We start from the raw sequence: 11,330 nt of genomic DNA, 5'->3' as shown, positions 1-11,330 counted from the left end.
CTCGCAATGGATCGTTGCAAGCGCAAGCCGCCCGCGCAGCGCCGGGATGTGTCTAGAATCCGCCCATGACACCCCTCGCCCGCCTGTTGCTCCTTCCCGCTCTGGCATTGACCAGCCTGGCCGCCTCCGCCGCACCGGTACGCTATGCGCTGGATCCGGTGCACACCCGCGTGTTGTTTGCGGTCGAACATGCCGGCTTTTCCAAGGCATTGGGCACCGTGTCGGGCAGTAGCGGCACCCTGGTGTTCGACCCGGACGACTGGGCAGCCGCGCGGCTGGACGTGACCGTGCCGCTGCACCGCGCCGACCTGGGCGATGCCAAGTGGAACGAGGCCACCCTGGCACGTAACCTACTCGACGCCGAGCGCTTTCCCGACGCGCATTTCGTCTCCACGCGCGTGGAGGCCAGCGGCGAGAACCACGCCAAGGTCACCGGCAACCTGACCCTGCACGGCGTCACCCGCCCGGTGACCCTGGACGTCACCCTCAACGCACTCAAACGCCATCCGCTGCCGCCGTTTCGCCGCACTGTCGGGTTCTCGGCAACCGCCACGCTGAGTCGGGCGGAGTTCGGCATCGATGCGTGGAAATCGATGATCGGCGACAGCGTGGAACTGCGCATTGAAGCCGAAGCCGTGCGCGAAGGCCGTGCCGACGACGACGCAGCGCCACCGCAAGCCGAACCTGCCACCACTGACGCGCCCGCCGGCCAGGAATCGGGAACATGAGCCTGAAAAACAACGAGCGCTGGGGCGGTGTCAGCCAGACCCTGCATTGGCTGATCGCCTTGCTGATTCTGGTGCTGGGCATCGTCGGCCTGACCATGGGCGAACTGCCCAAGACACCGAAATACTTCTGGGTCTATACCGCGCACAAATCGGTGGGGCTGACCGTGCTGGCGCTAGTGATCGCGCGGCTGGGTTGGCGTCTGTACGCAGGCGCGCCGCCGCCGGTGGCGGGCACCCCGCGCTGGCAGGAACGGATCGCCGGGCTGACCCACTGGCTGCTGTACGCAATGATCTTCGCCATGCCGCTCTCTGGCTGGTTGTACGACTCCAGCAGCGGCTTGCGCCCGTTCCGCTGGTTCGGCCTGTTCGCGGTGCCCAAACTCAGCGGCCCGGACGAGCAGCTACGCGCCACCTCCCATGCCATCCACGAGTGGGGCTTCTGGCTGTTGATCGCTGTCGTGCTGGCACACGCCGGCGCTGCGCTGTACCACCACATTTTCCAGCGTGATGCCACCCTGGCGCGGATGTTGCCGCGCGGCTGGCTGTCCTCCAAACCTTAAGGATTTCCCATGTCTTCCAAGTTGTTCGCCTCTCCCCTGCTGGTCGCCGCGTCGCTGGTCGCCACCTTCGCCACCGCGCCGGTGCTGGCCGCCGACTACGTCCAGGCGCCCGGCTCGTCGCTGGTGTTCGCCAGCAAGTACGACGGCGAAGTATTCACCGGCAAGTTCCCCGGTTTCGATACCACGCTGAGTTTCGATCCGGCCAATCTGGCCGCGGCCAAGCTCGATGTGCGCATCCCGCTGGCCAGCGCGATCAGCGGCAATAACGATCGCGATTCGACCCTGCAAGGCCCGGACTTTTTCAACGTCGCCAAGTTCGCCACCGCGCGCTATCGCGCCGACAAGTTTCGTGCGCTCGGCGGCAATCAGTACGCGGCCGACGGCACCCTGGAACTGCGCGGCGTCAGCAAGCCGGTCACGCTGACCTTTACCTGGACACCGGGCGCGCAGCCCGTGCTGGCCGGCAAGGCATTGGTGAAGCGGCTGGACTTCGGCGTGGGCGGTGGCGACTGGGCCGACACCAAGACCATCCCCAACGAAACCGCGATCAGCACCAAGGTCGTGTTGAAGGCGAAGTAAGGCCACAGGCCGCAACCGGACGCGGCCACTGAGCGGCGGACTACCTCGTCGGGTCCGCCGCTTTTTTATGCCCGCATGCCGGATGACACCGCACGACAGCTAGACTTGGCGTCCACTCAGGGACGCCGCCAATGCGCACACATGGAACGTTGACCCGCTGGAATACCGACCGTGGCTTCGGCTTCATCACCCCTGCTCAACCGGGCGATGACGTGTTCGCGCACATTTCTGCGTTTGCGCGCAGCGCCGAGGCGCCACGTATCGGCGAAGTGGTCTCTTTCGAAACCGAGCCGGGTCCGGATGGTCGCCCGCGCGCGGTGCGGGTCGTGCGTGCCGGTACGCACGCGCCAAAACACAACGCCCCTGCACGACGCAATACGACACGCACGCCGCCGGCAAAAGGGCAGATCGGGCTTGGCAAGGCCTTGCTCATGATGCTGGCGCTCGGTTGCGGGGCGTTTGCCTATCAGCAGCGCGATTACTTGATCGATGTGTTCACCCCGACACCGGCATTGGAGCAAACGTCGTCGCCAACGCCGTCCGTAGCAACCACTCCCGCGTCTGCGCCCACCGCGCAATACAGCTGTGGCGGGCGCACGCGTTGCACACAGATGAGTTCCTGCGCCGAAGCTACTTACGTACTGCAGAACTGCCCAAATACCGTAATGGACGGCGACCACGATGGTGTGCCGTGCGAGGACCAGTGGTGCCGCTGAATCAATGCGGCTGACACCTTGAACGGTCGGCCGACAAGAATCGTGTGTTAGCCGCATCTTGTTAGATGCAGTCAAAAGCCCAGGTCAAACGCCGAGTCGGCCGCGCGAGCGGTACCCTCACCGCTCGCGGGACACGCCGCGAATACGTCCGTGTATCCATGCCGCCACACGGTGCCGCAATCTGCAAGGACACCGCTCCAGCGAGTGAGTCGTTGGCTTTTTTTAAAGCCGTGCACCCCGACACTCTCGACTGTTCCTTGCCCGCCCACCGTCGCGGGACCTTACGCGGCATGGATGCCGCGTAAGCGCTTACAAGGACGTACTTGCAGCGTGTCCCGCGAGGGTGCGCGGGCAAGGACCCTGCAGCCAAGTCGCAGACCCGCAGCTCCGCACCAGACCGGCGTGAAGTCGTCTTCAGTCGCTCCAAATCCATAAGCTGGCGCGTATCGCATGCGCACACGCCGCATCAGCGTGTACCGGCGTTCAACCACGCGCGCAACCGCACGCCATCGAACGGCCAGTCCAGCTCGCGTCCGTGCACGTCGCGCAACACCGGCACACGTGCGCCATAAGCGGCCTCAAGCGCCACATCGTCGTCGATAAACACGCTACTGAACTCGCCGGCACGCGCCTGCGCCAGTACTTCCACCGCCAGGTCGCAGAGGTGGCAATCGTCGCGCTGGTACAGGGTCAGGGCCATCGAACAGGTCTCATGCTGCGCTGCAGCCGTGCCGCAATCGTCGAACGACTAGAATAGCCGCCTTTACGCTCACCTCTCCGGCACCCATGGCTGTCAGCACGTTCGACCTGTTCAAGATCGGCATCGGTCCGAGTTCCTCGCACACCGTGGGGCCGATGCGCGCCGCCGAGCGTTTCGTGCATCGCTGGTTGCTCGATGCCGGCCGCCTGCAGGATGTGGTGCGCATCCGCGCCGAGGTGTTCGGCTCGCTGGCGCTGACCGGCCGCGGCCACGGCACCGACAAGGCGTTGCTGCTCGGGCTGGAAGGCCATCGCCCCAACCTGATCGACCCGGACGTCATTCCTGCCACGCTCGATCGTATCCGCAGCAGCAAACGCATCACACTGATGGGTCAGCACGAGATCGGCTTCGACGAAAAGCGCGACCTGCCGATGAACAAGCGGCAGAAGTTGCCGTACCACACCAACGGCATGCGCTTCACTGCCTACGATGCCGATGAAGGCGTGATCGCCACCCGCGATTACTACTCGGTGGGCGGCGGATTTGTAGTCAATCAGGACGACGCCGCCGACGACCGCATCGTGGCCGACGAAACGCCGCTGCCGTATCCGTTTCTCAGTGGCGACGAACTGCTGGCCCAATGCGCACGCAGCGGTCTGAGCATTGCCGCGCTGATGTTCGAGAACGAAAAGAGCTGGCGCAGCGAAGACGAAATCCGCGCCGGCCTGCGCGAACTGTGGGTGGCGATGCAGTCCTGCGTGGAGCGCGGTATCCGCCAGGAAGGCACGTTGCCCGGTGGATTGAACGTGTCGCGTCGCGCGCCGGCACTGTATCGCGAGCTCTCGTCCAAACCCGAAGCGGCCATGCGCGACCCACTGACCACGCTGGATTGGGTCAACCTGTATGCACTCGCGGTCAACGAAGAGAACGCAGCCGGCGGCCGCGTGGTCACCGCGCCGACCAATGGCGCGGCCGGCATCATTCCCTCGGTGCTGCATTACTTCGATCGTTTTTGTGCCGGCGCTTCCGAACAACGTATCTTCGATTTCCTGCTCACGGCCGCGGCCATCGGCATCCTGTACAAGGAAAACGCCTCGATCTCCGGCGCTGAAGTGGGTTGTCAGGGCGAAGTGGGCGTGGCCTGTTCGATGGCAGCCGGCGGCCTGGTTGCCGCGCTTGGCGGCAACCCGGGCCAGATCGAAAACGCCGCCGAAATCGGCATGGAACACAACCTCGGCCTGACCTGCGATCCGATCGGTGGCTTGGTGCAGATCCCGTGCATCGAACGCAATGCGATGGGCGCGGTGAAGGCGATCAACGCCAGCCGTATGGCGATGCGCGGCGACGGCAAGCACAAGGTTTCGCTGGACAAGGTCATCAAGACCATGCGCGACACCGGCCGCGACATGCAGGACAAATACAAGGAAACCAGCCGCGGCGGCCTGGCGGTGAACGTCATCGAGTGCTGAGTCTGCCGGTGGCATTTTGATGCGGCGTCTGTACGCAGCACTGGAATGCATTTGCGCGTCGTAGCCGAATGCAGGGGCTGGGCGCGCCGCGGTGAGCGCACGGCGTGGTCGGTCTGCGCGATGCAGCAAGCGCCGCGTCCGCGCGCTTGCTGCCCGAACCGCAGCGCAAAGCGGCATCTTGACCACGCAGTGCGACACCCACGTCCGCATCACGCTGCCGCCCTGCACGTCTGGCAAACAACAGCGCTAAATCGCACCTGCGCTTCTTGCGAAAAGTCACACTGCACGTCAGCTTGTCCTGAGAAGACCAGCGACAGCGCGCGCCTCGTTCGCACGGCTCAAGACACCAACGCACTGTCTGGAGTTAGCTGAAACCGCAGCAGCGAAAACAGCAAGACGGCATCTGCCCATCCCGCCACGCGCGAAGCTGCTCGAAGGGCGGATGAGGACAACCCGCACACACCCTCGGCTTCCACCACAACGCGCGCCCTCGCCGCGGCAACGCCTGGATCCACGCCTCCACCACGGTGCGCCGTGTAGCCTTCCTGGACGGATCCCGGATGGAGAAACACGATGCGACACCTCGCCTGTGCACTCGCACTGTCCCTGGCCTGCGGCCCGCTGATGGCCCAGCAAGCCAGCTACGGCCCGCGTCTGGAAGGCTTCGATTACCCCTACCCGGTCAAGACCTACGCGTTCACGTCGCAGCAGCAAGCGCTGGAAATGGCGTATCTGGATGTCGCCCCCACCGGCAAGCCGAACGGACGCACCGCCGTGCTGCTGCATGGCAAGAATTTCTGCGCGGCCACCTGGGAATCCAGCATCGCAGCCTTGAGCAAGGCCGGCTACCGCGTGATCGCGCCGGATCAGGTGGGCTTCTGTAAATCGAGCAAGCCGGCGGCCTACCAGTTCTCGTTTGCGCAGCTCGCCGACAACACACACGCGCTACTGCAAAAGCTTGGGATCGACCGCGCCGTGGTCGTCGGCCACTCGATGGGCGGCATGCTCGCGATCCGCTACGCGCTAATGTACCCGCAGGCCACCGAACACCTCGCCCTGGTCGACCCGATCGGCCTGGAAGACTGGAAGGCCGCCGGCATTCCGTGGCGCAGCGTGGATGCCTGGTACGACAACGAACTCAAGATCAGCTTCGACCGTATCAAGAAGTACCAGATGGACGTGTACTACGCCGGTCAATGGAAGCCCGAATTCGAACGCTGGGCGCGCATGCAGGCCGGCATGTCGCTGGGCAACGGCAAACAGGCGGTCGCCTGGAATCAGGCCCTGACCTACGACATGGTCTTCAACCAACCGGTCGTCTATGAGCTGCCCAAGTTGGCGGTGCCGACCACGCTATTCATCGGTCTCAAGGACCGCACCGCAATCGGCAAGGACACCGCACCGCCAGAGGTCAAGGCGCGCGTCGGCGATTACACCAAACTGGGCAAGCAGGCAGCTGCGGCCATTCCGAATGCGACCTTGATCGAATTTGCAGACTTGGGGCACTCGCCGCAGGTGCAGGACCCGGCGCGTTTCAACGCTGCGCTGTTGAAGGCGCTCACGCCGTAATCGCCGCAGCGCGCGGCAGACCGATGCCGTGGATGATTGCCTTGTGCGAACCGCAGCCGGATTGCTCCCGGTTGCGGCCATCGCGCAGCGTTGGTCAGACGAGTACCGCAGAAGACGGCTGCAGGCCACCGCGATCGAATCGGTCAGATGCTTGTCGTGACTGAATCGTCGTCATGCGAGCGACGAGATGCGAGCGACGAGGCGCGTTACAGCGCCGGGAGCCGCACACACGCCGGTCAAGCGACAAGACCCAGAGAACGCGCAGACGTTCTCTCGTCCTCGACCGCCAACAACCCAGACGCCTGCACATAACCCGGGCACGCCTGCGGGAGATGCCGCACGTCTCGCGACCCCACTCCCCAAATCAGCCAGCCACGATCCGCAGTACATCGTCCAGCAACGCGGCCGCAGTGACCTCCGCACCCGCACCCGGGCCCTGGATCAACAACGGCTGCTCGCGATAACGGTCGCTACTGATGGCGACGCGGTTGTCGGTGCCGGCGCCACCGGCCAAGGGATGGTCCAGCGCAAGCTCACGCAGACCCACGCTTGCGCCATGCGCGTCCACGCGGCCTACAAAGCGCAGACACCGCCCTGCTGCGCGTGCTTGCTGCCAACGCGCGCCCACCTCGGCATCCAGCGCGCCCAATCGCGCGTCCAGTTCAGCGATCGGCACGCTGGCCAGGCCGGTGGGCACCAGCGACTCAACATGCACCTGTTCGGCCTCCAATTGCCAACCGGCCGCACGCGCCAGGATCAACAGCTTGCGCCGCACATCCTCACCGGACAGATCGATCCGCGGATCCGGCTCGGTATACCCCGCTGCCACCGCCTCACGCACGCATTGCGAAAACGCGCCGCTGCCGTCGTAGCGATGAAACAGCCATGCCAACGATCCCGACAGCACGCCCTCGATCGAATGGATATGGTCGCCACCTGCCACCAGTGCGCGCACGCTGCTCAACACCGGCAACCCGGCGCCCACGGTGGCGCTGTCGCCGTAATGCGCACCGCTGGCATGGCGGGCGGCAAGCAGCGCCTGCGCACGCGATAACGCCGTGCCCTGACCCAGCTTGTTGGCAGTGACCACATGCACGCCGCGCCCCAACCACTCCACATGCCAATCGGCCACCACATCGCTGGCCGTGGCATCCACCAGCACGTCGCCAGCGCGCAGCGCCACGGTTTCGGCCCACGGCTGCAACACCGCCTGGCCACGCGGCGCGGCGTTGGCCTGCAGCAATGCCTGCTCCGCACTCACGCCACAATCCTGAGCGATCCGTGAGTTGGCCAGCCAATCGAAGCGCGGCAACCGCAGCTGGCGTTGCTGCAGGGCGGTGTAGCGCGTCACGAAGGCGCGGCCCACGGTGCCGGTACCCAGCAATGCCAAACGTGGCGTGGGGGTGACCGTCGCCGCGGATGCACGTCGCGAAACAGGCAATACGCTGCTCACGCGTCGACCTGTTTGCGGGAGGCCGCAGTCAGGGTCGCTTCGGCACGCGCCAGACCGGCGCGCAGGTCGATCAGCAGGTCTTCGGCCGATTCGATCCCGATCGACAACCGCAACAAACCATCGGAAATTCCGGCCGCCGCACGAGCCTCGGCGGTCATCGCCGCATGCGTCATCGAAGCCGGATGCGCGATCAGGCTTTCCACTCCACCCAGCGACTCGGCCAGCGTGAAGTAGCGCAGCCCATCAACGAAGGCGCGGACCGCCGCTTCGCCACCATTCAATTCAAAACTCATCATCGCGCCGAAGCCCTTCTGCTGACGCGCCGCCAGCGCATGGCCCGGGTGCGATGCCAGTCCCGGGAAATACACCTGGTTGACCACCGCGTGCCCGTCCAGCAACGCAGCGATCGCATCGGCATTTTCCTGGTGCACGCGCAGACGCGCATCCAGCGTGCGCAGGCCACGCAAGGTGAGGAAAGCATCGAACGGCGAGCCGGTCAGGCCCAGCGCATTGGCCCACCACACCAGTTGCTGATGCAGCTCGGCATCGCGCGCCACCACCGCACCGCCCACCACATCGCTATGGCCGTTGATGTATTTAGTGGTGGAGTGCAGCACCACGTCGGCGCCGAATTCCAGCGGTTTTTGCAGCGCCGGCGACAGGAAGGTGTTGTCGACCACCGTCAACGCACCCACCTTCTTCGCCGCTTCGATGACAAAGCGCAGATCGGTGATGCGCAGCAGCGGGTTGGACGGGGTTTCGATCAACACCAGCTTGGGCGACTGCGCCAATGCATCGGCCAGCGAGCGCGGGTCGGTGAGGTCTGCAGTAATCAGCGCGAAATGGCCCTTCTTGGCCAGCGCATTGAACAGACGCCAGCTGCCGCCGTAGGCATCGTGCGGCACCACCAGCGTATCGCCGGGCTGCAACAGCGCATTGAGCACCAGATTGATCGCGCCCATACCGGTGGAGGTGATCACCCCACCCGCGCCGCCTTCCAGCTCGGCCAACGCTTCGCCTAGCAGATCGCGGGTGGGGTTGCCGCTGCGGGTGTAGTCGTACTGGCGCTTGTTGCCGAACCCATCGAAGGAAAAGTTCGACGACAGCACGATCGGCGGGGTCACCGCACCGTAGGCGGTATCGCGGTCGATGCCCGCGCGCACGGCGGCAGTGGCGGCGGTACAAGGGGCGTCGGCGGGGTCACGATAGCTCATGCGGTTTCTCCGGTGATGCGAAGGGCAGTAGTGAGGATCGCGTCGATGCGATCGATTTCTTTCAGAAAGGCGTCGTGGCCATATGGCGAGCGCAACACACGCAGGCTGCCGCGCGGGCCAAGACCTTCGACCAGGCTGACCATGTCGGCCAACGGCACCAGGCGATCGCCTTCCACCGCCACCACGACGGTGGGCACGCTCACCTGCGCCGGGTCGATACGGTGCAGGTCGATGGATTCGGACAGGCGTAGGTATGCGGTAACCGGCGTGCGCGCCACGTACTGCGCACCGGCGGCATCCAGATAGTCTTCGGCGGCCACGCGCACGCGGCCATTGATCACTTCCGGCGGCGCATCGAAGCGCTCGCTGAATTCTTCCGGCGTGCGATAGCTGAGCATCGCGAACTGCCGCGCCAGCGCCAGCCCATGATTTTCCGCGCACTGCAGCTGGCCCAGCGCCACTGCGCGGCGCTGCAGTGCGCGCCATGCCGCGGCATAGGGATGCGCGCGATGCGCCCCGCTCACCGCAATCAAGGTGCCCACGCGGCCAGCATGACGGGTGGCGAATTGCAGCCCGACCAGCGCGCCATACGAGTAACCGACAAAGCCGTGCAGGCGGGCGATTCCCAGCGCGTCCAGCAGCGCCGCAATCGCGTCGGCCTGGTCGGCGGTATCGATCGGCGCATCCAGCGTGCCATCGGCACCGAGAAAGTCGAATGCCAACAGACGGCGCGATGCAGGATCCAGCGCTCGGCCCGCACCGACCTGGCCATCCACCCAGCCCTTTTCGGGGAACACATCGCTGGCCGCAAGATGCCGATGGGCAGAGATGCCGCCGGCAACGAATACCACCGGCGCATTGGCAGCGCCGATCAACTCGTAGCGCAGGCGCACCTCGCGCACACCGGCATGGCGCATTGGCAACGACACGGCAATGTCGCCGCGCAACGCGATGGCGCCGTCGATGTCGGCGGCAGGTGTATCCAGGTAATCAGTGATAGTTGGCGATGCTGTGGTCACGAGGCTCATGGCGATATCCGGGGTGGATCGGCCATCGAGCTTCGCGGGAGCTCGCGTTCGAGGTGCGCAAGGCACGATTCGAACCATCTTTCGGCGGACGCGGAGGTCCCCGCAGGATTTGGCACCAAACGCGGGCGCTTGCGCGCTCCGCTGGCTGCCCCGGCATCAAAGGGCCTGTCCCTCCGCCGGTCTCGATGGTGAGGCTAAGATGCCACCGCACTTTTGCGATGTCAATCGCTTCATGCGGATGGAAAGATATATTTTCATTCGATACCACCGAATACCGTGATGGGCCGCATACTTGCGCCCCCGCTCGCTCAAGCCAATCGCGTGCACTACCGCGTCTTTCGCCTTCTTTCGCCCGCACTTGCTCCGTTGCTGGTCGCCGCCCTGCTGGCAGGTGCGCCGCCCGCCGCTGCGCAACAGCGCTGGCATTGGAACGGCGGCGCGGCACCCGCCTCACCTGCCACCACGCCGGCGCAAACGACCATTGCCTCAACCGGCACCGGCCCGACCCTGCAACTGGAATGGCAGGCGCCGGTCTATCTGGCGTGGGTGACCAACCCGCTGGCCGGACCTGCGCAGGTCCGGCTGAGTGCGCCGCCCAGCGAGGATTACCGCGCCGTGCCGCAGTTGCCGCTGACGATGTTGCTGGCGGCAAACGAGCGGCGCCTGCTGGCACGGCTGTACCCGGCCAGCAACCAGCGCACGCTGGGCGGGCTGGGACTCAAACTCGACATGGTGCCCGGCGATCCGCTGGCGCAGCCGCCGCCGGTGCGCTACCAGCTGCCGTTCCGCGACGCACCGGTGCAGGTGGATCAAGGCTTCGGCGGCCAGTTCAGCCATGCCGACCTGCCCAATTGGTATGCAGTGGACTTCGCCCTGCCGCAGGGCACACCGGTGCTGGCGGCGCGCGAGGGCATAGTCATGGAAATACGCCAGGACGTTGCCGAAGGCAGCGCCCACGACCCCAGCGCCGGCGGCGGCAACCTGGTGCGGGTGCTGCACGCCGACGGCAGCATGGCGCTGTATGCCCATCTGGCCCCGAACGGGGTAGCGGTCCGCCCCGGCCAGCGGGTCGGCACCGGCGAGCGGCTGGGCGCCTCCGGCACTACCGGCTACAGCACCGCCGCGCACCTGCATTTTTCGGTGCAGCGCAACGCCGATCTGCAGCTGGTGTCGGTGCCGTTCCGGATGCTGGGCCCGCAAGGCGAGCTGCACTTTCCCTCGCCGGCCCCGTAGCGCGCCGCCGCCGGCACAGCGGCCCGATGCCGCCTGGCCGCGGGTCCATAAAAGCCCCCTGCGCCGAAGCCGCTATAATCA

At 65.6% G+C, this 11,330-nt stretch carries 11 protein-coding genes and 1 riboswitch; of the genes, 7 read left to right on the top strand and 4 right to left on the bottom strand.

The window, feature by feature from the left end; genetic code table 11:
• The first annotated feature begins 65 nt into the window (after nt 1–65).
• From ASF90_RS10515 to ASF90_RS10500, 4 genes are all read left to right on the top strand, one after another.
• A complete protein-coding gene (locus tag ASF90_RS10515) occupies nt 66–728 on the top strand; it encodes a YceI family protein (RefSeq protein ID WP_055849386.1) in 663 nt (220 codons plus the stop codon).
• On the top strand, nt 725–1,288 hold the full coding sequence (locus ASF90_RS10510) for a cytochrome b (protein WP_055849383.1): 564 nt from the start codon (nt 725–727) through the stop codon (nt 1,286–1,288). Before ASF90_RS10515 ends, ASF90_RS10510 begins: the two co-directional genes overlap by 4 nt.
• A 9-nt stretch (nt 1,289–1,297) precedes the next feature.
• The gene (locus tag ASF90_RS10505; protein WP_055849380.1) at nt 1,298–1,867 is read left to right on the top strand and encodes a YceI family protein; all 570 of its coding nucleotides are present in this window, start codon (nt 1,298–1,300) and stop codon (nt 1,865–1,867) included.
• Nucleotides 1,868–1,998: 131 nt separating this feature from the next.
• Nucleotides 1,999–2,583 (top strand): cold shock domain-containing protein, encoded by a 585-nt coding sequence (locus ASF90_RS10500; protein ID WP_082473489.1) that lies wholly within the window; start codon nt 1,999–2,001, stop codon nt 2,581–2,583.
• A 466-nt stretch (nt 2,584–3,049) separates the two neighbouring features.
• On the opposite strand, the gene ASF90_RS10495 is transcribed toward ASF90_RS10500, so the two are convergent.
• Nucleotides 3,050–3,283, bottom strand: a complete 234-nt coding sequence (locus tag ASF90_RS10495) for a glutaredoxin family protein (protein ID WP_055849377.1) — start codon at nt 3,281–3,283, stop codon at nt 3,050–3,052.
• 86 nt (nt 3,284–3,369) lie between these two features.
• Between ASF90_RS10495 and ASF90_RS10490 the strand changes: the two genes are divergently transcribed.
• On the top strand, nt 3,370–4,752 hold the full coding sequence (locus ASF90_RS10490; RefSeq protein WP_055849375.1) for an L-serine ammonia-lyase: 1,383 nt from the start codon (nt 3,370–3,372) through the stop codon (nt 4,750–4,752).
• Nucleotides 4,753–5,325: 573 nt separating this feature from the next.
• Entirely contained in the window at nt 5,326–6,321 is a 996-nt protein-coding gene (locus tag ASF90_RS10485; RefSeq protein WP_055849373.1) for an alpha/beta hydrolase, read from the top strand.
• Between the two features lie 364 nt (nt 6,322–6,685).
• On the opposite strand, the gene ASF90_RS10480 is transcribed toward ASF90_RS10485, so the two are convergent.
• Genes ASF90_RS10480 through ASF90_RS10470 form a run of 3 tightly spaced genes read right to left on the bottom strand, consistent with a single transcriptional unit; the run spans nt 6,686 to nt 10,016 of the window.
• Nucleotides 6,686–7,774, bottom strand: a complete 1,089-nt coding sequence (locus ASF90_RS10480) for a homoserine dehydrogenase (RefSeq protein WP_055849371.1) — start codon at nt 7,772–7,774, stop codon at nt 6,686–6,688.
• The gene (locus tag ASF90_RS10475) at nt 7,771–8,988 is read right to left on the bottom strand and encodes an O-succinylhomoserine (thiol)-lyase (RefSeq protein WP_055849368.1); all 1,218 of its coding nucleotides are present in this window, start codon (nt 8,986–8,988) and stop codon (nt 7,771–7,773) included. The genes ASF90_RS10480 and ASF90_RS10475 overlap by 4 nt, the downstream gene beginning before the upstream one ends.
• Nucleotides 8,985–10,016, bottom strand: coding sequence for a homoserine O-succinyltransferase (locus ASF90_RS10470; protein ID WP_055849366.1), 1,032 nt, complete (start codon nt 10,014–10,016; stop codon nt 8,985–8,987). Before ASF90_RS10470 ends, ASF90_RS10475 begins: the two co-directional genes overlap by 4 nt.
• Nucleotides 10,017–10,087: 71 nt before the next feature.
• Nucleotides 10,088–10,208, bottom strand: a riboswitch (SAM riboswitch).
• A 174-nt stretch (nt 10,209–10,382) separates the two neighbouring features.
• Between ASF90_RS10470 and ASF90_RS10465 the strand changes: the two genes are divergently transcribed.
• Nucleotides 10,383–11,249: a M23 family metallopeptidase gene (locus ASF90_RS10465; protein WP_193552627.1), complete on the top strand. Its 867-nt coding sequence runs from the start codon at nt 10,383–10,385 to the stop codon at nt 11,247–11,249.
• Nucleotides 11,250–11,330 lie beyond the last annotated feature (81 nt).

It is taken from the genome of Xanthomonas sp. Leaf148 (assembly GCF_001423585.1).
Classification (GTDB): Bacteria; Pseudomonadota; Gammaproteobacteria; order Xanthomonadales; family Xanthomonadaceae; genus Xanthomonas.
This window is presented reverse-complemented; position numbering and strand designations above follow the sequence as displayed.

Excerpts from the sequence above, each read along its gene's own strand:
- ASF90_RS10515 (WP_055849386.1), top strand. The coding sequence starts at position 66 with ATGACACCCCTCGCCCGCCTGTTGCTCCTTCCCGCTCTGGCATTGACC.
- ASF90_RS10510 (WP_055849383.1), top strand. The coding sequence starts at position 725 with ATGAGCCTGAAAAACAACGAGCGCTGGGGCGGTGTCAGCCAGACCCTG.
- ASF90_RS10505 (WP_055849380.1), top strand. The coding sequence starts at position 1,298 with ATGTCTTCCAAGTTGTTCGCCTCTCCCCTGCTGGTCGCCGCGTCGCTG.
- ASF90_RS10500 (WP_082473489.1), top strand. The coding sequence starts at position 1,999 with ATGCGCACACATGGAACGTTGACCCGCTGGAATACCGACCGTGGCTTC.
- ASF90_RS10495 (WP_055849377.1), bottom strand. The coding sequence starts at position 3,283 with ATGGCCCTGACCCTGTACCAGCGCGACGATTGCCACCTCTGCGACCTG.
- ASF90_RS10490 (WP_055849375.1), top strand. The coding sequence starts at position 3,370 with ATGGCTGTCAGCACGTTCGACCTGTTCAAGATCGGCATCGGTCCGAGT.
- ASF90_RS10485 (WP_055849373.1), top strand. The coding sequence starts at position 5,326 with ATGCGACACCTCGCCTGTGCACTCGCACTGTCCCTGGCCTGCGGCCCG.
- ASF90_RS10475 (WP_055849368.1), bottom strand. The coding sequence starts at position 8,988 with ATGAGCTATCGTGACCCCGCCGACGCCCCTTGTACCGCCGCCACTGCC.
- ASF90_RS10470 (WP_055849366.1), bottom strand. The coding sequence starts at position 10,016 with ATGAGCCTCGTGACCACAGCATCGCCAACTATCACTGATTACCTGGAT.